The following is a 20,522-nucleotide window of genomic DNA, read 5'->3' as shown; positions in this document are numbered from 1 at the left end:
ATGATGCGGGCTTTTTATTTTTAAACTGTGTGTGCAGTACTTACAAGGTTGCTTTTCGCTCGTTGTAATACTCAATCAGCTTATCGACTGCTTCCTGACAATACTCTCGTACGCCCGCAACCACCATGTGCTTTTCACCCTGACCGACCTGCTCATCACCGTGGAACAGATTAAATCGCAGAACGATTTTGCCGCGTTTCCCTTCAAAAGAGAACTCAGGCTCCGCCGGTTCAAGAGTCACCGACTCAATGTCCAGTTTATCCAGGTGAATCGACATTGATTCGTAGATCACCATAGGGCGCGCCGGGTTGATCATCACGTCTTGCTTGCCCATCAATGGAATAATCACATGCGGGAAAGTCGTCCCAGAGAACTCGACGTAGTTACGGATCAGGCTGCTAGTCAGGCTGTCACATTGTTTGATTTCACCACTGCGTTTCACCGACAGCATGACCTTGTCTTCTGAGGTGATATCAAAAGCATCACTCAGCGGTGGAAACTGCAGACGACTGGTTTCATCCACCATGCCGACAAAATCAAAATGCATATTCTCACTCACACCGTAGCGTTCCAGGACTAGTGAGAAGAGCAGATCACCCGGTACACAGAATTTTTTAGCATCCACATCGTGCAAAGGGTTAAAGTCATCCGCCACTTGTTTAGCGAACTGACTGGCCTGCTCGCGGCTAATTGCCACGCTATCCATTTCTTGCTGGTAATAAGGAGTTAGCATAATTCACTTCTGTATTGCGTTAAAACCGCACTATGTTAGCAGAATTATGACCCACAGAGGTCATATCTGTTTAAGTTTCCTTAAAAAGACGTTTTTATCTGTTAAAAGTTTAGTAATTGCAACAAGTTAACAAAATCAAAATAAAGCCATAAGGGGTTCATACCCCCACGTCAGCAACAACACCACACTGAGTACAACAAAAATGCCATATGCCAGCAAACCACTACGCATCGCCGGCGCTGATGCGACTGGCTCAGTTGTCTTACCGGTGAGCAGCGGCTTAACGAGATTTTTGCCTCTCAGACGATAGAGCACAATCGCACTAATATGTACGGCAATGGCAATCAGCAAAATGTCGATATTGGTATGATGAATATCACCCGCCAACTCTGCCCAACTATAAGGCACATATGAAACCAGTGGCCCTTCAACCAAAATATCGTCGGTAGTGAACAACCCCGAGATCAACTGCACTATGATCAACACAAAAAATGCCAGTACCATGAGGCTGCCTGCCGGATTATGACCAACAAACGGGGCTGAAGATTTTAACGAAGCAAGAACGGCTTTTGGAGAGTGGAATAAGCTGCTGAGTTTTGCCGTCTGGCTTCCGATCAGGCCCCAAATCAAACGCGTCGCCATCAGAGCCAGTAACAAATAGCCCGTTACAAAGTGGATTTCCAGCCAGCCTTCTTCGCCACTGAAATACAGCACCGCAATGCCAATGACCAGTAGCCAGTGAAAGCCACGTATGAATCCGTCCCAAACTTTAGTTGCCATGCTATTTACCCCGCGTGATATTGGTTACAACCTCCGAAGGGTATCACAGCCGGGAAAAATACGTGAATTCAGGGCGAAGATTTGCGCTCATCGCCCCGAACAGTGAGATTAATATGGGAGATTTTGAGGTTACAGACACGCAGCCACAATGGCGCGTGATTTGCTCAGGTCAACCTGCTGATGCTCTCCCAGTGCAACCATGCCATGACGCTCCAGCTGAGCGACGATTTTATCCACCGCCTCTTCACCGACACCATAATCACTGAGACGCGTTTTCATGCCCAACGACTGGAAGAAGGCTTCGGTTTTCTCAATCGCCTGATCAATCGCCTGTGTTTCGTCACTGATATCCAGCCCTAACACACGCTCTGCGTATTGCAGCAATTTGCCTTGTTTACTGTCACGTTGTTCATGCATTACACGTGGTAAAACAATGGCCAGAGTCTGAGCATGGTCCAATCCATAAACGGCTGTTAATTCATGGCCAATCATGTGAGTTGCCCAGTCATGCGGTACCCCTGAGCCAATCAGCCCATTCAAAGCCATGGTCGCTGACCACATCACATTGGCGCGGACTTTATAGTCCACCTCATCAGAGAAGAGTTTCGGGCCGTCTTCCATTAAAGTCAGCAACAGGCCTTCTGCAAAACGGTCTTGTACTTTCGCATCAATGGGGTAAGTCAGATACTGTTCCATCACATGTACAAACGGGTCGACCACACCATTGATCAACTGACGCTCAGGCAGGGAGCTCATAACTGTAGGGTCCAGCACCGCGAACTTGGGCTGTACTTGCGGTGAGGCAAACGGCAGTTTGTCGTTGGTTTCCTTGTTTGAGACCACACTGAAGCTGTTCGACTCAGAGCCGGTTGCAGGTAAGGTCAGCACGACGCCCAGATCCAGTGCCGATTCGATTTGCGCCCCTTTGGCCAGAATGTCCCAGGGCTCACCATTAAACTCAGCCGCCGCCGCAATAAACTTACTGCCATCAATGACCGAGCCACCGCCAACGGCGAGCAAATAGGTATATCCTTGTTGACGAATGACCTCAACCGCCTGCATACAGGTCTGATAGCTGGGGTTTGGCTCAATACCACTGAACTCGCCCCAGTGATGATTGGCCAGCGCATCACTTACTTGCTGGTATATGCCATTGCTTTTAATGCTGCCACCACCATAGATGACCAACACTTTCGCGTCAGCAGGAATACTGTCCGACATAGCGGCAATCTGACCTTCTCCAAAGAGGATCTGCGTTGGGTTATGAAAACTGAAATTCAGCATGCTTTGTTCCTGTTAGTTTGTGACTCGATATAAAACGACTCTCAGTCTAGCCTGACAGACTGCCATGATCATTAGTTCACTGGCAAATTAATTTTGCCATACTGCAACAATACCAATATCATATTATTCTTACTTGCACTGGAGAAATAAAAATGTGGCAAGGGCTGGATATCTTTCTCGCGGTTGTTGAGCATGGCAGCTTCAGTAAAGCCGCACAGGCACTGGATGTATCAACTTCACATGTGAGCCGCCAGATCCAACAACTGGAGCAGCGGCTGGGCACTTTGCTGCTGCAACGTACCACACGCAGCATTAACTTGACCGACGCAGGTAAGCATTACGCAGCCAAACTCAAACTGATCCAGCAAGAGCTCAGCGAAGCCAATGATCAGCTGCTGGGTGGTCAGCAAATACCGAAAGGACACATTCGCATTACCGGTGCCGGGGATTTTGTCGCCAATACGGTTGCGCCAGTGATTGCCGAGTTTTGCCTTCAGTATCCGGAAGTGACGGTTGAGATTGATTTCAACAACCGCAACGTTGATCTGGTTGAAGATGGCTTTGATCTGGCGATCCGCTTTGGCCGCATGCGTGACTCCAGTCTCATCGCCCGCAAGCTGACACCCCGACCAATGACCCTGGCTGCCAGCCCTCGTTACCTTGATGCTCACCCAGCCCCCACACACCCCCATGCGCTGGCTCAGCATAATTGCCTGCTGGCTGCAAATAATCGATGGCGCTTTATCATTGATGGCGAGATTGAAGAAGTCAAAATCAACGGCAACTGGCGGACGAATCACCCACATGCCCTGTTACAGGCCTGCCTGCAAGGACTGGGGATCTCTCATCTGGCACGCGACATTGTCGAGCCGCATCTCGCCTCAGGCGCACTGATCAGCCTGCTGGATGAGTTTCAGGTCACCGACAACGCCTCCTGGCTGGTTTATCCGCGTAAAGATCTCATGCCCTATCGCGTGCGCCTGCTCATCGACTTTCTCTTAGAGCGGTTTCAGTCCACATAGACACGCTTTGACTGAATAAAACTTGATCTATGTGGTCTGTTACTCTAAATTATATCGCACACGATATAATCTTGAGAGATTTAAAATGACAAAACTATATGAGTTCAGTGCAAATACGCTGCAAGGGCAACCGTTTGAGTTTAGCAGCCTGCAAGGCCGAGTCGTGCTGGTTGTTAATACTGCCAGCCAGTGCGGATTGACCCCACAATATGAGGGACTTCAGGCGCTGCATGAGCAATACGGCTCGCAGGGCCTGAGCATCATTGGCTTTCCCTGTAACCAGTTTGGCCAGCAGGAGCCCGGCAGTGCCACCGAGATACAGCAAGGCTGCCTGATTAACTATGGCGTGGATTTTCAGATGATGGAAAAAATCGACGTGAATGGTGCGCAGGCACACCCGCTTTATGCTTATCTCAAGGACGCTCTGCCCGGCCTGTTTGGTAATAAAATTAAGTGGAACTTTACTAAATTCCTGCTGGGTAAAGATGGCCAGCCATTAGCACGCTATGCGCCAACAACAAAACCTGAGAAAATAAGCAAAGACATTGAAAAAGCATTAAGCGCATAAAATGAAAGAGCAGCCCTCGGAACTACGTCTGGACAATCAACTGTGTTTTAGCCTGTATGCCGCATCGCGGCAGGTCACCCGGCTTTATCAACCGCTGTTGAAGGCGCGCGGCCTGACGTATCCGCAATATATTGTACTGATGATCCTCTGGCAGCAGGATGGGTTACTGGTGGGAGAAATTGGCAAGCGCGCGCAACTCAATAGCAACACACTTACGCCACTGCTTAAACGGCTGGCTCAGCAAGCATTAGTCACGCGGGAGCGCTCAGAACGTGATGAGCGCCAGTGCCATATTTACCTCACAGAAAAAGGCAAAGCACTGGAGGCTGACTGTAGCTGCATTCCCCAACAAATGCTGGCACAAACCAAAATGCCACTGGCAGATCTGCAACAACTCAAGATACTCCTGGATGGCTTTTTAACGAGTCAGTTAGATGCTGATTAGCCATGAAAAAGGCTGAACCTCAGTTCAGCCTTCTATTCCAACCCGTTTCATTATACCGTCAATCTTGAGGGCATAATGTAAGTTGCTCGCCGTTACCCTATGCTTGGGTATTCACGGTATGCTTTTTCCAGCTTCTTCGCTTGCTTCTTAGACACACCCAGATGATTCAATGCCACCCGTAAGCGCGCACGAGACAGGTCAGATCCCAGGATCTCCATAGCATCCACCACAGAGGTCGACGAGGTTTTACCGGTAATGGCAACAAAGATTGGCTCAAGGAAATCTTTGATCTTCAACTCGTGGAAGGTCGCAACAGACTTAGCCACGGCGAAAACTTCACTCTTGTTCCACTGACGCAGCTTGTCCAGTTCCCAGATAAAGAACTGCAGTGCCTGACGCACGGTCTCTTCTTCTGCTTTACCCGCAGTTAACAATGCCGGATCATACTCAGGGATCCCACCAACAAAGTGACCTGCCAGACCAACCAAATCAGACAAAGTATTAATACGGGTTTTCGCTTCTGGCAGCACACGTGCCAGCATCTGACCATTGAGCTTCCAGTCAACAAAGCGTTCAATCAGCTGTTCATCGCTAAGATCTTCACGGATCCACAGGCCATTTAGCCAGCTCAGCTTGTCGATATCAAACACCGGACCACCCAAAGACACGCGCTTCATGTCGAAGTGTTCAATCATCTCAGCCAGTGTAAACTTCTCACGCTCATCAGGCATAGACCAGCCCATACGGCCCAGATAGTTCAGGACCGCTTCTGGCAGGTAACCCATTTCTTTATAGTAGTTAATAGAAGTCGGGTTCTTACGCTTCGACAACTTCGACTTATCCGGGTTACGTAGTAATGGCAGGTGGCCAAGAACCGGCGCTTGCCAGCCAAAGTCTTCATACAGCTTTAGCAGTTTAGGCGCTGAGTTGATCCACTCTTCACCACGGAAGATATGGCTGATCTGCATATGGTGGTCATCAACCACGTTGGCCAGGAAGTAGGTTGGAAAGCCATCCGCTTTCAGTAGTACCTGCATGTCGACATTTTCCCACGGGATCTCAATTTCACCACGCAGGTAGTCGTTAAATTTAAAGCTGCCCTCTTCTGGGATCATCATACGGATCACATAAGGTTTGCCCGCATCCAGGTTTGCCTGAATTTCTTCCTGAGTTAGTTTCAGACCACGGCCATCATACTTAGGACGCAAACCCTCAGCCATTTGCTGTTCGCGCATTTCGTCAAGTTCTTCAGCCGTCGCAAAACAATAAAAGGCCTTGCCTTCTTCCACCAGCTGATGGGCATATTTTTTATATAAGTCACTGCGCTCAGACTGACGGTAAGGACCAAAGTCACCGCCGACATCCGGTCCGTGATCCCACTCCAGGCCAAGCCAGCGTAGGCTGTCCATAATTGCTTGCTCTGACTCCGGGGTGCTTCTTTGCTGATCGGTATCTTCGATACGCAGAACAAATTCACCACCTTGCTGCTTGGCAAAACAGTAGTTGAATAACGCAATATAGGCTGTGCCTAAGTGGGGGTCGCCCGTCGGTGACGGTGCAACACGCGTGCGGATAGTCATGTTTTTTCTCTTAAATTGTGTCTAATGAGGTCATGGGACTAATGCTAGCATAGCCCCTTGTACGGGCAAACCGCTGACAGCCAGTTTGCCGAATGTCGTGATTAAGCGGCTTGCTCAAGCTTTTGTAAATAATCAACAATGTCGTTCGATTCATACAGCCAGGTTACCTGGTTCTGCTCTTCAATCCTCAAACAAGGCACTTTGATTCTGCCACCCTGCTCTTGCAGCTCCTGACGATATGCCTGATTGTTCTTAGCATCACGGGTTTCCAGTTTCAGGCCTTCCCGCTTGGCGGCACGACGTACCTTAACGCAGAACGGACACCCTTTGAATTGGTACAGTTTCAGTTTGGCGGTTTGCGCATCCAACTTGGCTTGCGCCTCTGCCGGGCGCTTTTTACTGCGCGGGGTAAAGATAAAATCAAACAGTAAAATCAGGCTGCCAAGCAGCATACGGATTAATTTCATTGTCATACTCCAGATTTCTAGTGGCGCGTAGAATACCACAGAATTGCTGGAAAATTGGCACCGAATGACTTAAAAAAGTTCAATATCTGAGGTCGTAACCTGCAAAGAGACGCCCTCCAGCGTGCCATAAAAAACGACCCGATCCCGGCCATGTTGTTTGGCGTGATACAACGCCATATCGGCCTGATTAACCAGCTCGGACACTTGCATCACGTCCGTCACATCCGTAAAGCCAACACTCAGGGTCACCTGCCCCACCTGAGGAAACGTCACAGAACGAATCACACCGCGTACGCGATCTAACAAAGACTGGGCTTCGCTATCATTGTGCGCCTGAAACAAGATTGCGAATTCTTCTCCTCCGTAGCGAAACACATAGTCCTCGGCCCGGAAATTCTCTTTCAGGTGCTGAGCGGTCAATAAAATCACTTCATCTCCTATCACATGCCCAAAGGAGTCATTGACGCGCTTGAAATGGTCTATGTCGAACAAGGCCAGGTACCAGCGACGCGGATCCGGTTCATCACGGGGTTGCAAAAAGCCCTGGCCTGACGCGATTTCGAGAACTTTCTCATCAAAGGTCTGGCGGTTGAGTAATTGAGATAAAGGGTCAATACGAGCCAGCGCCAGAGTATGCAACTGATGAAAAAACACATTCATCAGATGTGCAGTCAGATTGCAATTAGCCGGAGTTAACACCGCATAAATCCACAGCAAGCCAATCACCTGATCGTCAAGCCGCAACGGCATACAGGTGTAGGATTTACTGATGAGCACAGGTTTGCTCATACACAGTTGGGCTTTCTCGAGCATCTCGTGCAGTGCCAAGGGCTCGCTGACATGTTGCTGGTAAATTAGCTTTAACGCTTCTTTGTTAGACAAACTAGGGCGTATAAAAAAACTCAAGGGTTGTTCTGGCAGTAGCGACTGCAGAATGTCGCAAAACTGCTGATACAATGCCCGCTCTTCTTTCAGCTCTAACAAGCTAATGGTGTATTCGTGTCCGCAAGTGGAGGTAGTCACGTAATTGCCCGGTATTCAGACCCACCCTAAAGATTAGCGCTTATTTACCAGCTTTCAATCCTACCTGCAAAACAGGCCTGACCTGAGCCCGCGAATTACTGACTCAGCCAGGCAGCAAAGGCTAAAACTTAGAGTGAGCCGGCGTAGATATCCAGCAACACCAGATCGTCACGATGCACCACCACATTAGACGCCGGATAACCCAAAACCAGGGGGATTTCACTGCTATGCAGACGTTTGATTTGGTCCATTTCCTGATGATCAAAAGCGACTAGTCCCTTGGCAAGCAATTGATTGTCAAGGTCACGTACTTCAATCACATCGCCCCGTGCAAACTCGCCACCGATAGCCACAATACCCTTCGCCAACAAACTTGCCCCCTGATGCGCGATGGCAGCCACCGCACCGGGGTCACATTGCACATACCCCGTTGATTTAGGGCCTGACATGAGCCATTTTTTACGTCCCTCAAGCGGTGCACCAAAGCGCACAAATGTGGTGCTTTGTGCAGTACCCGCCATCACCTGTTCAATCACCTGAGGTTCTGCCCCTTTGGCAATGATGGTCTCGATCCCGGCCCGCTGTGCTGTGCGTGCGGCCTCGAGTTTTGTATACATGCCGCCTGTGCCTAGCTTACTGCCCGCCCCACCCGCCAGCGCCATCAATGACTGATCAATAAACTCGACCTCAGAGATGAGCGTGGCCTTGGGATTGCTGCGGGGATCCGCCGTGAACAGGCCAGGTTGATCGGTCAGCAACATAAGCTTATCGGCGTTGGCCAGAATCGCCACCAGCGCAGATAAGTTGTCATTATCACCTACTTTTATTTCGGATGTGGCAACAGCATCGTTCTCATTGACAATGGGGATCACCTGATGTTTCAGCAACTGCGTAATGGTATCGCGGGCATTAAGGTAGCGCTCCCGATCTTCTACATCTGCGCGTGTGAGCAGTAGCTGTGCCACAGGCTGATCAAATAGCGCAAATAGAGACTGCCATAAATGGATCAATTGACCCTGTCCAATGGCCGCCAGCATTTGTTTTTCTGCTATCGAAACGCCAACACTGTGCGCGACTGCATCTCTGCCTGCAGCCACAGCGCCACTGGACACCAATACGGGTAAATACCCCTGTTGTTTGAGTGCCATACACTGAGTGACAATATCGATCATACGTGGCTTATTGAGCTTATCTGTACCGGCAGTAAGCACACTGGTCCCCAACTTAATCACGATAACCTTACTTTTCTTCATTCCTCATTCCTTCACTGTATAAATGACAGGCATTGAGCTTTGTTATATCACGAAGAGGAGTGCAAAAAAATGGCACTGCAAAAAAGGAGTTGGATCAAAGAAACCCCCGCATTAACTTGCGTTGTCGAGCCAACTCGTTTAAAAAGCCTGTGATGAAAAGTAATGAACAGGCTGGGATCATGAGCAAACCAAATAAAGAACTGAAAATGTTACCTTTACTCTTTGTAAGTATCGCTTTGTGTATTGGTGGCCACTTTATTTTGCAGCCCAACTATCAGGACAGTCATATTGCAGAATATGCCTTAGCAGCGCTGCCTTTTTTAATGTTTGCGATTGTCATTATTGCAATCAGGATCGCCATTAAAGCAGATAAAGAAGAATAAACCGGGGCAGCGGCACCATCACAACTTATGGTAACCAAACCACTGCGGGACTATGGGCTGGGACTGACCGCTGGGCGTCAGCTGAACATAGTGCTTGCCATCGATAAGATCCAACACCATACAGTCATCCACAGCATACAGATCATCTTTATGGCGCAATTCGGTATCAGGTAGTAATGTGTTGAGCGCACGGGCTTTGGCTGCTTGTGCTGTTGGGGCGACAAACAAGCCAAATGCATGCTGCTCAGCCAGACTATCATGGCGATAACCACCCAGATTCACAAAATATAAATTGGGCTGTTGAAGGGGTGGCTCACTGACCAGGTCTATCTGATATCCGTCGACATGCCTGAGCGCAACATAGCTGTCCATGTGTACTTTGTCTCTGTCACCAACCCATTGCTGCTTTAGCGCACCAAATGTGTCTTCAATACGTGTACCAACCACAAAACGAATGTCATGCATTTCAATGTGACAACCACTCAAACGGCCGCCCAAATAAACCATAAATAACTGCATCATTGACCCTATAAAAAGAACAAATATCAGTTTATGTTACCACAGTCGTTTTTCCGTCTCAGTTCGATGTCTTTTTAAGACAAAATGCGGTATTGGTTGCTAAACAAATAAAATAACACAAGGAAACACCCGCCATGATCCGGTTTATTTGTCTGGCCCTGACTTTGTACAGTGGGATCAGCATGGCTCAGTTTACACTGATACACAATGTCAACGGTTATACACCCACCCGCAGCGGCGACATAAAGACCTTTGCGACCTTAGTGATCAAGGATGGCAAAGTCGTCCGGATAGGTAACAAACAACTTGCAGCCCAATATCCAAAAGCCAGTAAATTTGATGGGCAGGGAATGACCTTACTACCAGGACTAGTTGACGCACATGGCCATATCATTGGCCTGGGCAATAACCTATCCCGACTCGATATTCGTGAAGCCAACTCAGTAGAGCAGGTAGGTCAGCAACTTAAGGTATTTAGCGCCCAAAATCCCAAAGGCTGGATCCTCGGCCGTGGCTGGGATCAAACACGCTGGACGCCTAATCGCTTTCCGACTGCTGCGGATCTGGACAAATTTGTCAAAGACCGTCCAGTGGTACTGACGCGAGTTGATGGCCATGCCATCTGGGTTAATAGTATGGCAATGTCATTGGCAGGCATTGATGCACAAACGGCCTCTCCTGCTGGCGGCGAGATCCTTCGTCACACATCCGGGAATCCAACTGGTATTTTTATCGACAAAGCAGAGAACCTTGTAAAAAAGCACATCCCCCCCACATCCACAGCGCACCTTAATCAGGCTTTAAACAAAGCCGGTGAGCATTTACTCAGCCTGGGTATAACCAGCGCGCATGATGCAGGTATCGATAAACAAACCTGGAAACTTTACCAAAGCCGCTCACAAAGCCAGACCTTACCGCTGCGTATATATGCCATGCTCAGCGCCGCAGACCCTCAGCTGGACAGTATGTTAAAAGCGGGAGTGTACAAAGATAAGCGCGATATGCTGTCTATTCGTAGTGTTAAAATATACGCGGACGGTGCATTGGGTAGCCGCGGAGCTGCATTGCTGAAAGATTACAAAGACCGCCAGGGCTACCGAGGCCTGATGCTTGAACAGCCGCAGCACCTTGAACAATTGATAGCGCTGGCTGTAAAACATGGCTTTAGTGCGCATACGCATGCCATTGGCGACCGTGCTAACCGGCTGGTGCTGGACAGCTATGAAAGCGTCTTTAAAACCATCGGTGGTAAATTGTTAAGAAACCGAATAGAGCATGCACAAATTGTTGAACCGGATGACATCCCGAGATTTAAGACCCTGGATATCATTCCCTCAATGCAACCCGTACATGCTACCTCGGATATGCACATGGCTGAACAAAGACTAACCGATGAGCAGCTCAAAGGGGCCTATGCCTGGCAAACCTTTTTGCAGCAGGGCAGTAAAGTGGCAGCAGGATCAGATTTCCCGGTAGAGTTGGCCAACCCGTTTCATGGCTTACACGCGGCAATCACGCGCATGAACGCACAGCATCACCCACAGCAGGGATGGCGCAACCATGAACGGCTCACTCGAACACAGGCCCTACAAGCGTTTACGTTAGATGCAGCCTACGCCGCTTTTCAGGAGTTTAAACTGGGTAGTCTGGAGCAAGGCAAGTGGGCTGACTTTATTTTGTTGGATAAAGATTACTTTAAAGTGCCAGAACAGGAGATCAGAGACATCCAGGTCAAACAGACTTGGATTGCAGGTCAGCTGCGTTACTCACACGATTAAGCCTGTAACAGGCAGCAACCATGAGCGGCGCGACTTGCCGCTTATATATAGATGCTTTTAAGAGGAAGCGTCGTTATCTGAACGATGTAGCTTTGCCAGGTGATAAATATTCACAAGCGCCAATAACCCATTCGTTAATGCAACGGGCCAGGCGGTGATCATCACCCCATAGATGGTAAAGCAAATACACCCTGCGAGATTGAACCAACGCAACTTGACCACGTTGGACATCATAAGAGAGACGACTAAAAAAGCAGACGCAACGTAACCTAAAAGTTCCCAAGTCATTTGTTCTCTCCTCGCAGTTGAGTTAGCATTATTCAGTGTAGACACCAAGACTCAGAATGCAGGATAATAGCAACTTGTCTAATTGGCGTTGGCTTGCATACAGCATACTGTCGTCATGCAAGCGACATTGAATAAAAAGGCTAACTCACTAAACCCCATAGAAATTAGGACCTGAAATAAGCTCTAACACGGGAACGGGGTGAAAAGCATTTAGCCTCTCAATCGGGTGAGTTAGCATGAAACCGATGACACACATGCTATCTTCATAACAAACTAATAAATAGGACAATTGTCCGAAGAGCCATCCAGATGTTTCAATATCATTTTTCAACCACCTTGGTGGAACAACTGCTCAGCTTCGCTGGTAATAGTTTTCAGCACACAAAAAAAGAAGTGCTCATTCATCAGGATGAACCACTCACAAAGCTGATCTTGGTGAGAAGTGGTACAGTGTCTTTTAGTTATGATGTGGGTAATGGTCGTCGCCTGCTTTTAGGCCAGCTGGACTGCAACAATACCTTAATAGGTGAAATTGAAGCATTGAATAATCAGCCATGTATTTACACAGTTACCTGCCTTAATAACGTGCAATATAACCTAATCGAGCTGAAACATTGGCGACAGCTGTTGCTCGCGCAACCCGAGTTGAGTTTATACACCGCACAAACAATTGCAGCAAAGTTTACAGAAAACCAAAAAATAAACCTCGACAAGCTATTGCTGCCATTAAGCTATAACATCGCCAAAGACTGTTTGCTCAGAGCCGAGAACAATCACCCTGCATTACTGCGAGCATACTCTACCGTTAGCGCAGAAGCCGAGCGTTTTGCAACCACAGAGCGCGCTTATCGCCGAGTCGTCAGTGAACTTGTTGAAAAAGGGTTAATAGTGAGAACATCTGAGGGACTAAAGCCTGTAGACATGGCTAAATTACAGGCATTTATCGATGCATTTGCACAAATTTAATTACTTATAATGCTTCTAAATATTGGATTATTAACAGAAGTGGCGCGATAACCTAAAAGTACATCAGTAGGTTATTATTTTATGTGAAATTTTGGATAAAGATCGAGCAGTTCACTTGACGAAAAATTAATGTGGGCTTATCCTCTAAACACTAATTTGCGTGCGGGGCAAGGCTCACTTACATCTGCAGAGCATTAGTGACTACTCTCAGTTTACTTGGATTTAAAGGAAAAGGTAAAAATCATGGGAAACAAACAATTCAAACTAACAAAACTTGCCCTGGCACTGGGCGTTACAGTTAGTTTAGCAGGCTGTTTTAGCGACAATGACAATAACGTTGATATCCAGCCGCCACCGGAGCCAACTCAAAAGGTTGTTACTCCTCCTACAGATCAGGTTGTTGAAAAACAAGCTGGCTCATTCACTATCGTTGTAGCTGACACGCAAGGTAACCCACTGGCGGATACTGTTACTGCAACTATTTCTTTCCCAGATGGCTCAACAGGTATCTTGAATACAGCTGGTGCAGCGCTTGGTGAAGGTGATACATCTTCTCAAGCAAGCTCTTTCGGCTTTACTGTTGCTGAAGTACCTGAAGCAGGTGTTACATTCGACTTCGTTGTAACAGCAGAAGGCTTCTTGTCAAATTCAGGCACTGTTGAACTTACTCAGGCAGCCGCTGACGTTGCTGAGCTAGTACGCCTAACTCCTCGCACACTTGAGCAAGCGGACGGCGCGGTACCAATCATTGCAACTTCATCCGCAATCGGCGAGCTTGCAGGTGAAGGTGTAACAGCTACATACACAGCTGAAGCTGGTTTAGCGATTGAAGGTGCTGACGAGCTAACACTTGAAAAGAACCTAGACGCAGCTAAGAACGAAGACAAAGCAGCAGGTGGTGTAACTGTAACCGTTAAGAATGGTACGCAATTCTTGGATGCAGATGACCAGCCTCTGACTTCAGCACCTACTCTGACTGTGGCTTACTTCGCGAACGAAGCACAGCGTAACGCTAACGAGACAGACGCAGTCGCAGCTACTGAATCTGCTATCGATGCATTCCCTGGTGGCCTTGCTCTGACAGTTGCGCAAAACGAAACAACTAACATTGACGGTGCTTTCTCAACTGGTGGTTTTGTTGCCATTGAAATGGTTGATGAAGAAGGCAACAAAGTTTCAAAATTTGGTGAAGGCAACTCAATTCAGGTTGCTATGAAAGTAGACAAAGCGACCAGCAACCCTTGTCCACAGGTATTCGACGGTGAAGGCACTGTTGCAGCAGCTGCGGAAGATGGTGAGACTGGTCTGTTTGAAAACGGCGTATGTAAAACCAACCCTGAGCCTCGTACAATCGCTGTAGGCGATATCTTCCCAGTATGGAGCTATAACGAAGACCAAGGCGAATGGTCTTTTGAAAGCTACGGCGTAGTTACTGCAGATGCGGATGAAAACGCAGCAACTCACAACGTTGTTGTTGAGGTAGATCACCTATCTTACTGGAACCTGGATTTCTTCACTTATATCCTGGATGCAGAGAAGTGTGATAACCGTCGTGTTAACTTCAACATTGTTGATGCAAACGACCAACCAAGCCAGGAATACGCAGACGTATTGGTTGAAGCGAACAGCTACCGTCTACTTATCGGTGCATACAACCGTTCTGACCTGACTAAAGGCACATTCAGAAACCCACCATCATTTGAAGTTAAACTGAAGATGATGAAAGACGGCGTGAACATTCTGGACAATGCAGTTGACGGCGACGGCAACGTAGTTGGTGGTGCAGCGGATGGTCAAGCGACAGGTGTTACTTTCGCTAACCTATGTGACCTGAACAATGGTACTTTGAAACTAACTACTTCTGCATCTACAGAGATCACGAAGTCACTGACTCCGCAGTTTGTATGTACTAACAACGCTGACGCAGATATTCCTGCAACACCAGTTTCTACACCAACTGTTGTTCAGTTATTCCGTGAAAACCGCTTCGTTAAGACATTCTACCCTTCAGGTGCGTTTGACGTAACGTTGGAAGAAGGCGATACAGCTTACTCTGTACGCTTTAAAGATCCGAACAACAACACTTGGTTTACTCAAGACATTGCTGCTAACGCAACAGCTGCAACGCTTGATATTCCAGTAACGTGTACTATCACTGACCAGCCTGTAACAGGTACTGGTGGTAACTAATCACTAAAGTAAACTGAATTAAAGCCGCGTTTTACGCGGCTTTTTTATTTTCTGAGCAAGACAAGACCATCGTTGTGCGTTTTATTAATTATTAAGAGTTACGCCAGTTATTTTATGAGCCAACCAAACACGATTGCAGCTCATATACACAAGCCTCTCACATTATTATCGCCGGAATTGGGGCCATCAGAGGCCACATTAAGCTATTTTAATATCGAATCGATGCGTCACATTTATTGCGATCTTTCTTTCTGTGCCTCTTACCTGCTTAAGCCTAGCCAGTTAAATACACAACCTGTCGAGCCCAACTTCATCTGATACTAAGCATGTATCGCTGTCTTTATGCCATATGAGCCGTGCTGTTTTCTTAATTCAAACAGCAAGCAACTCCCCTGTTTAACATGTAAATCTAAACCATGTAGTACCAACCCTCATAATTAAGTAGCCAATCTTGAGACGGGTAAATCTCGGCGAGCACACAGCTCACGACTCCTACTATCACCGAGGTACCTATACCCATATAGACGAGCCGAAAATCTGCGAACGCATCCTCAGGTAAAGATGTTAAAAGAGAAGTTTTTAGCACAGTTATCGGCTGACCTAATCTCTCCAATTGGTTGTATATTGATGCGGACTGGTATCACATCCATCATTTCGACAAACGGCCCATCATGCGCTTATCTGGTGTCTTAAAGATATAGCGCCACGAACTGTCGACATGACAAAATACCGCCTCAGCCAATACAGAAGGATTACTCTGAAAGCAGCATATAACAAATGGACAATGGTATAAGACTGACAGAGGTGGACTCAGAACTATACAATGCGCCTGAACATAACCGTGAGTACTAAAAGAGGTGAAAAAGAGAGTATTATTGGAAAAGTGCTATAGTAAGTACTATTAAAACAGACAATTAGGTAAACGTGTCATGTTTCACATAAACAAAAGGAGCACCCATATGAACTGCTGAGTGCTCCGCTACGCTAGTAGTCGTTATAGTTCCAGGTCTTTTACATCTGCCAGACCTTGATCTTCGCCTTCTTCAGGCTTAATGGTTGCCTGAAGCAATAGCATTTCACGCAGCTTGCCTTCAATTTCATCAGCAATGGCGGTGTTTTCTTTCAGGAACTTAATTGAGTTTGCTTTACCCTGGCCAATCTTATTGCCATTGTAGCTAAACCAAGCACCGGCTTTATCAACCAGTTTGTGCTTCACACCCAGGTCGATAAGTTCGCCCTGCTTCGACGTTCCTTCACCATACATGATGATAAATTCAGCTTGCTTAAATGGCGGCGCAACTTTGTTCTTAACAACCTTTACGCGGGTTTCGTTACCGATAACCTCATCACCCTCTTTAACGGAGCCAATTCGACGGATATCCAAACGCACTGACGCGTAGAACTTAAGCGCATTACCACCCGTTGTGGTTTCCGGGTTACCGAACATCACACCAATCTTCATACGGATCTGGTTAATGAAAATACACAGCGTGTTTGAACGCTTAATGTTGGCTGTCAGCTTACGCAATGCCTGAGACATCAAACGCGCCTGCAAACCAACGTGAGTATCACCCATTTCACCTTCAATTTCCGCTTTCGGTGTCAGTGCTGCTACGGAGTCAACGACCACCACATCTACGGCACCTGAACGTACCAGCATGTCACAGATCTCAAGCGCCTGCTCACCCGTATCTGGCTGAGAGACCAGCAGGTCATTGACATTCACACCGAGCTTTTCTGCATAGACTGGGTCTAATGCATGCTCGGCGTCAACGAAGGCACACGTTTTACCTTGTTTTTGCGCTTCTGCAATGGCTTGCAACGTCAGGGTTGTTTTACCCGATGATTCAGGCCCATAAATTTCAACAATACGACCAGTTGGCAAGCCACCGATACCCAAAGCAATATCCAGCCCCAATGAGCCTGTAGAAACGGCTTCAATATCCAATGCCTGGCTATCGCCCAGCTTCATGATAGAGCCTTTACCAAATTGTCTCTCAATTTGAGACAATGCAGCGTCGAGCGCTTTTTGTTTGTTATCGTTCATTTGCTTCTCCAATCTAGCGTATTGACGACAAGTATACTGTATGGAATTACAGTATCAAGCTTAATTTAACCATTTAGCAGAGAAATTATTTTTCTTATTGAAAATTCAATGGCTTGAACTCTAACTTCAGCTCTATTCCCAGTAAAGTGACAGACTTCACACAGTACTTTATCCTGTAAATAGAAGCCAAACCACACAGTACCAACCGGTTTCTCTAATGATCCGCCTCCAGGTCCGGCAATACCAGATACTGCAATGGCAACGTCGGCCCGGGCAGCATTCGCCGCCCCTTGCACCATTTCCTGGACCGTCTGCTGGCTAACCGCGCCAAACTCAGCCAGTGTGTTTGGCGTCACCCCCAGCAATTGGGATTTTGCCTCATTGCTATATGTGACAAAGCAACGTTCAATATACGCCGATGACCCGGGCGTATCGGTCAGCGCATAGCTGATCCCACCCCCAGTACATGATTCTGCGGTAGTGATTGTCAGCTCGTTATTGGTTAGAATAGCCCCCAATTGTGCCGCCAGGCTGGCTATCTCAGTATGAAGCTCCATACTCATTTCCTTTAGGTATAAGTAATGTCGTTAGATCTTTATTCCGAACATACTATAAAACAACAAACCCCTATGATGCAGCAGTATCTTAGGATCAAAGCACAACACCCTGATATTCTGCTGTTTTATCGTATGGGTGATTTCTATGAGCTGTTCTTTGATGACGCCATTCGCGCCGCGCAGTTACTGGACATTTCACAGACACATCGGGGTAAGGCAGGCGGTGCGCCCATCCCAATGGCGGGCGTCCCTTATCACGCTGTTGAGAATTACCTGGCCCGTCTCGTTCAGATGGGCGAGTCCGTCGCTATCTGTGAGCAGGTCGGCGATCCGGCCACCAGTAAAGGACCCGTTGAACGTAAAGTCGTACGCATCGTCACGCCAGGCACAGTGACCGATGAAGCGCTGCTACAAGAGCGTCAGGACAATCTACTCGCCGCCTTATGGCAGGAAAAACAACACTACGGCGTCGCCTATTTAGACATTAACTCGGGGCGCTTTAACATCGTCGAATTAGCCACCGATGAAGCGCTCACCTCAACACTGCAAAGATTGCAGCCGGCGGAGCTGCTCTACCCCGAATCATTCAGCAACTTGCTGGTACTTGAGCAAGTAAAAGGCGCCAGACGACGTCCGGACTGGGAATTTGATCTGGATACGGCTACTCATTTGCTATGCCAGCAATTTGGTACACAAGATCTGATAGGGTTTGGCGTCGCAGACGCCAAGGCCGGATTGGTCGCTGCTGGCTGTGTCATGCAATACGTTAAGGACACTCAGCGCACCGCATTGCCTCATATCCGTGCCATTACCCTGGAAAAAAACGAACACGCCGTCATTCTGGACGCCGCCACGCGTAAAAACCTTGAACTGACCGTCAACCTGTCAGGCAGTATAGAGAACACCCTGGCACAAGTACTGGATAAAACCGCCACACCAATGGGTTCTCGATTACTAAAACGCCGTATTCACACACCGGTGCGTAACCGTGACGAGCTTAATGCGCGGCTCAATGCCATTGCCAGCTTAATCGAATCACAGCTCAATATTGAGGTCTATGACGGTCTGCGCCAGATCGGCGATATTGAACGTGTGGTCGCACGCCTGGCGTTATGTAATGCCCGGCCCAGAGATTTGACACGACTGCGCAATGCATTGCAGGCACTTCCCCCATTACATCAACTGCTGGCAGAAAGCAGCGATCCCAGGCTACAACAGATCCGTGCACAGTCTCCTACTTTGCCAAAACTCCAGGATTTACTGGAACGCGCCATCATTGATAATCCGCCAGTGCTGATCCGCGACGGCGGCGTCATTGCGCCGGGTTACAATGCAGAGCTGGATGAATGGCGGGCCCTTAGTGAGGGCGCAACTGATGTGCTGGACCAACTGGAAGAACGTGAGCGTGAACGCACCGGGATCAGCACACTAAAAATTGGCTATAACAAAGTGCATGGTTTCTATATTGAGATTAGCAAAGCCAACTCACATCTGGCACCGCCCGAATATATTCGCCGTCAGACGCTGAAAAACAATGAGCGCTATATCATTCCCGAGCTAAAAGAGCACGAAGACAAGGTACTGGGTAGCCAAAGCAAGGCGCTGGCACTCGAGAAACAACTGTACGAAGAGCTCTTCACGTTGATCGCGCCCTACATCGAGCAGCTGCAAACCATGTCGGCAGCGCTGGCTGATCTTGACGTCCTCAATACGCTGGCAGAACGCGCACAAACGCTGGATTACTGTCAACCTGAACTGAGTAATGGCGATGAGATCCACATTGAAGCGGGTCGTCACCCGGTGGTTGAGCAGGTCAGCAAAGAGCCCTTTATTGCCAACCCGGTTCACCTCAATGCTGATCGCAAAATGTTGATCATCACAGGTCCTAATATGGGCGGTAAATCGACCTATATGCGCCAAACAGCTTTGATAGTGCTGATGGCACACATTGGTAGTTATGTGCCCGCCAGTGCTGCGCAAATAGGCAAAGTCGATCGCATTTTTACGCGGATTGGTGCCAGTGACGACCTGGCTTCCGGACGCTCAACCTTTATGGTCGAAATGACAGAAACAGCCACTATACTCAACAATGCGACGGCCCAATCTCTAGTCTTAATGGACGAAATTGGTCGAGGTACCAGTACCTATGATGGCTTATCTCTCGCTTATGCCACTGCCGATTATCTGGCGGGTAAAATTGCCGCCAAGACCCTGTTCGCCACCCACTACTTCGAACTGACCGAGCTGGCAGAGCAACAATCAGGCCTGGTTAATGTGCACCTGGATGCCATTGAACACAACGATACCATCGCCTTTAAACATACTGTGATGGAAGGTGCTGCCAGCAAGAGCTTTGGTTTACAAGTCGCCGGGCTCGCTGGAGTACCCAAAGCGGTATTGGCCATGGCAAAGCGCAAGCTGGCATTGCTGGAGCAGCACCAGAGTGTGGTCGAAAGCCCGCAGACAGCCCCGGCCTCCCAAATGCAACAAAGTCTGCCTTTGGTCAGTGAACCGTCTGAAGTCGAACAAATGCTTGCAGAGCTTGACCCGGACGAGCTGTCGCCTCGTGCTGCCCATGACCTGCTCTATCAATTGAAAGCACTCCTATAAACATAAAAAAAGCGGCTCTCAAGCCGCTT

General features: G+C 48.1%; 19 protein-coding genes. 8 read left to right on the top strand and 11 right to left on the bottom strand.

Going from position 1 to position 20,522, the window contains the following annotated elements:
- Nucleotides 1–40: 40 nt before the first annotated feature.
- The 3 genes from QNM19_RS12025 to QNM19_RS12015 all read right to left on the bottom strand — a co-directional run bounded on the left by QNM19_RS12025 (nt 41) and on the right by QNM19_RS12015 (nt 2,797).
- Nucleotides 41–733, bottom strand: a complete 693-nt coding sequence (locus QNM19_RS12025; protein WP_010383189.1) for a DUF3581 family protein — start codon at nt 731–733, stop codon at nt 41–43.
- Between the two features lie 135 nt (nt 734–868).
- Complete coding sequence (locus QNM19_RS12020) at nt 869–1,513, bottom strand: cytochrome b/b6 domain-containing protein (RefSeq protein WP_010383190.1); 645 nt, start codon at nt 1,511–1,513, stop codon at nt 869–871.
- A gap of 129 nt (nt 1,514–1,642) precedes the next feature.
- Entirely contained in the window at nt 1,643–2,797 is a 1,155-nt protein-coding gene (locus tag QNM19_RS12015) for an iron-containing alcohol dehydrogenase (protein ID WP_010383191.1), read from the bottom strand.
- 152 nt (nt 2,798–2,949) lie between these two features.
- On the opposite strand from QNM19_RS12015, the gene QNM19_RS12010 reads away from it, so the two are divergent.
- The 3 genes from QNM19_RS12010 (at nt 2,950) to QNM19_RS12000 (ending at nt 4,832) form a co-directional block, all read left to right on the top strand.
- Nucleotides 2,950–3,819, top strand: coding sequence for a LysR family transcriptional regulator (locus QNM19_RS12010; RefSeq protein WP_049864506.1), 870 nt, complete (start codon nt 2,950–2,952; stop codon nt 3,817–3,819).
- A gap of 85 nt (nt 3,820–3,904) precedes the next feature.
- Nucleotides 3,905–4,387: a glutathione peroxidase gene (locus tag QNM19_RS12005; RefSeq protein ID WP_049864505.1), complete on the top strand. Its 483-nt coding sequence runs from the start codon at nt 3,905–3,907 to the stop codon at nt 4,385–4,387.
- Nucleotide 4,388: 1 nt separating this feature from the next.
- Nucleotides 4,389–4,832, top strand: coding sequence for a MarR family winged helix-turn-helix transcriptional regulator (locus QNM19_RS12000; RefSeq protein WP_049864504.1), 444 nt, complete (start codon nt 4,389–4,391; stop codon nt 4,830–4,832).
- Nucleotides 4,833–4,924: 92 nt separating this feature from the next.
- Here QNM19_RS12000 and gltX read toward each other — a convergent pair whose 3' ends face one another.
- From gltX to proB, 4 genes are all read right to left on the bottom strand, one after another.
- On the bottom strand, nt 4,925–6,412 hold the full coding sequence (gene gltX / locus QNM19_RS11995; protein WP_049864503.1) for a glutamate--tRNA ligase: 1,488 nt from the start codon (nt 6,410–6,412) through the stop codon (nt 4,925–4,927).
- Nucleotides 6,413–6,513: 101 nt separating this feature from the next.
- Complete coding sequence (locus tag QNM19_RS11990) at nt 6,514–6,879, bottom strand: glutaredoxin family protein (RefSeq protein ID WP_010383201.1); 366 nt, start codon at nt 6,877–6,879, stop codon at nt 6,514–6,516.
- Between the two features lie 69 nt (nt 6,880–6,948).
- Nucleotides 6,949–7,902, bottom strand: coding sequence for a GGDEF domain-containing protein (locus QNM19_RS11985; RefSeq protein ID WP_156202275.1), 954 nt, complete (start codon nt 7,900–7,902; stop codon nt 6,949–6,951).
- A 128-nt stretch (nt 7,903–8,030) separates the two neighbouring features.
- Nucleotides 8,031–9,155, bottom strand: a complete 1,125-nt coding sequence (proB, locus tag QNM19_RS11980) for a glutamate 5-kinase (RefSeq protein ID WP_049864501.1) — start codon at nt 9,153–9,155, stop codon at nt 8,031–8,033.
- 152 nt (nt 9,156–9,307) lie between these two features.
- Between proB and QNM19_RS11975 the strand changes: the two genes are divergently transcribed.
- Complete coding sequence (locus QNM19_RS11975; RefSeq protein ID WP_049864507.1) at nt 9,308–9,538, top strand: hypothetical protein; 231 nt, start codon at nt 9,308–9,310, stop codon at nt 9,536–9,538.
- Nucleotides 9,539–9,556: 18 nt separating this feature from the next.
- Here QNM19_RS11975 and QNM19_RS11970 read toward each other — a convergent pair whose 3' ends face one another.
- On the bottom strand, nt 9,557–10,057 hold the full coding sequence (locus QNM19_RS11970; protein ID WP_049864500.1) for a DUF1543 domain-containing protein: 501 nt from the start codon (nt 10,055–10,057) through the stop codon (nt 9,557–9,559).
- Between the two features lie 134 nt (nt 10,058–10,191).
- On the opposite strand from QNM19_RS11970, the gene QNM19_RS11965 reads away from it, so the two are divergent.
- Complete coding sequence (locus tag QNM19_RS11965) at nt 10,192–11,835, top strand: amidohydrolase (RefSeq protein WP_049864499.1); 1,644 nt, start codon at nt 10,192–10,194, stop codon at nt 11,833–11,835.
- 57 nt (nt 11,836–11,892) lie between these two features.
- On the opposite strand, the gene QNM19_RS11960 is transcribed toward QNM19_RS11965, so the two are convergent.
- Nucleotides 11,893–12,123, bottom strand: coding sequence for a YgjV family protein (locus QNM19_RS11960; RefSeq protein ID WP_049864498.1), 231 nt, complete (start codon nt 12,121–12,123; stop codon nt 11,893–11,895).
- Between the two features lie 309 nt (nt 12,124–12,432).
- Between QNM19_RS11960 and QNM19_RS11955 the strand changes: the two genes are divergently transcribed.
- Nucleotides 12,433–13,089 (top strand): Crp/Fnr family transcriptional regulator, encoded by a 657-nt coding sequence (locus QNM19_RS11955; RefSeq protein WP_058797176.1) that lies wholly within the window; start codon nt 12,433–12,435, stop codon nt 13,087–13,089.
- Between the two features lie 243 nt (nt 13,090–13,332).
- The gene (locus QNM19_RS11950) at nt 13,333–15,279 is read left to right on the top strand and encodes a hypothetical protein (protein ID WP_049864497.1); all 1,947 of its coding nucleotides are present in this window, start codon (nt 13,333–13,335) and stop codon (nt 15,277–15,279) included.
- Nucleotides 15,280–16,273: 994 nt separating this feature from the next.
- Here QNM19_RS11950 and recA read toward each other — a convergent pair.
- Together recA and QNM19_RS11940 are read right to left on the bottom strand one after the other, a co-directional pair.
- Nucleotides 16,274–17,326 carry a recombinase RecA gene (gene recA, locus QNM19_RS11945; protein ID WP_010383217.1) on the bottom strand — a complete coding sequence of 351 codons (1,053 nt, stop codon included), beginning with the start codon at nt 17,324–17,326 and terminating at the stop codon, nt 16,274–16,276.
- 65 nt (nt 17,327–17,391) lie between these two features.
- A complete protein-coding gene (locus tag QNM19_RS11940; RefSeq protein ID WP_049864496.1) occupies nt 17,392–17,883 on the bottom strand; it encodes a CinA family protein in 492 nt (163 codons plus the stop codon).
- Nucleotides 17,884–17,907: 24 nt separating this feature from the next.
- Here QNM19_RS11940 and mutS point away from each other — a divergent pair, with 24 nt between their 5' ends.
- Nucleotides 17,908–20,493, top strand: a complete 2,586-nt coding sequence (gene mutS / locus QNM19_RS11935) for a DNA mismatch repair protein MutS (protein WP_049864495.1) — start codon at nt 17,908–17,910, stop codon at nt 20,491–20,493.
- Nucleotides 20,494–20,522: the final 29 nt, after the last annotated feature.

Origin of the sequence: Pseudoalteromonas ardens (assembly GCF_030125445.1) — a bacterium.
In the GTDB taxonomy this organism is placed as follows: Bacteria; Pseudomonadota; Gammaproteobacteria; order Enterobacterales; family Alteromonadaceae; genus Pseudoalteromonas; species Pseudoalteromonas ardens.
This window is presented reverse-complemented; position numbering and strand designations above follow the sequence as displayed.

Coding starts and splice junctions, on each gene's coding strand:
- QNM19_RS12025 (WP_010383189.1), bottom strand. CDS start 733: ATGCTAACTCCTTATTACCAGCAAGAAATGGATAGCGTGGCAATTAGC.
- QNM19_RS12020 (WP_010383190.1), bottom strand. CDS start 1,513: ATGGCAACTAAAGTTTGGGACGGATTCATACGTGGCTTTCACTGGCTA.
- QNM19_RS12015 (WP_010383191.1), bottom strand. CDS start 2,797: ATGCTGAATTTCAGTTTTCATAACCCAACGCAGATCCTCTTTGGAGAA.
- QNM19_RS12010 (WP_049864506.1), top strand. CDS start 2,950: ATGTGGCAAGGGCTGGATATCTTTCTCGCGGTTGTTGAGCATGGCAGC.
- QNM19_RS12005 (WP_049864505.1), top strand. CDS start 3,905: ATGACAAAACTATATGAGTTCAGTGCAAATACGCTGCAAGGGCAACCG.
- QNM19_RS12000 (WP_049864504.1), top strand. CDS start 4,389: ATGAAAGAGCAGCCCTCGGAACTACGTCTGGACAATCAACTGTGTTTT.
- gltX (WP_049864503.1), bottom strand. CDS start 6,412: ATGACTATCCGCACGCGTGTTGCACCGTCACCGACGGGCGACCCCCAC.
- QNM19_RS11990 (WP_010383201.1), bottom strand. CDS start 6,879: ATGAAATTAATCCGTATGCTGCTTGGCAGCCTGATTTTACTGTTTGAT.
- proB (WP_049864501.1), bottom strand. CDS start 9,155: ATGAAGAAAAGTAAGGTTATCGTGATTAAGTTGGGGACCAGTGTGCTT.
- QNM19_RS11975 (WP_049864507.1), top strand. CDS start 9,308: ATGAAAAGTAATGAACAGGCTGGGATCATGAGCAAACCAAATAAAGAA.
- QNM19_RS11970 (WP_049864500.1), bottom strand. CDS start 10,057: ATGCAGTTATTTATGGTTTATTTGGGCGGCCGTTTGAGTGGTTGTCAC.
- QNM19_RS11965 (WP_049864499.1), top strand. CDS start 10,192: ATGATCCGGTTTATTTGTCTGGCCCTGACTTTGTACAGTGGGATCAGC.
- QNM19_RS11960 (WP_049864498.1), bottom strand. CDS start 12,123: ATGACTTGGGAACTTTTAGGTTACGTTGCGTCTGCTTTTTTAGTCGTC.
- QNM19_RS11955 (WP_058797176.1), top strand. CDS start 12,433: ATGTTTCAATATCATTTTTCAACCACCTTGGTGGAACAACTGCTCAGC.
- QNM19_RS11950 (WP_049864497.1), top strand. CDS start 13,333: ATGGGAAACAAACAATTCAAACTAACAAAACTTGCCCTGGCACTGGGC.
- recA (WP_010383217.1), bottom strand. CDS start 17,326: ATGAACGATAACAAACAAAAAGCGCTCGACGCTGCATTGTCTCAAATT.
- QNM19_RS11940 (WP_049864496.1), bottom strand. CDS start 17,883: ATGGAGCTTCATACTGAGATAGCCAGCCTGGCGGCACAATTGGGGGCT.
- mutS (WP_049864495.1), top strand. CDS start 17,908: ATGTCGTTAGATCTTTATTCCGAACATACTATAAAACAACAAACCCCT.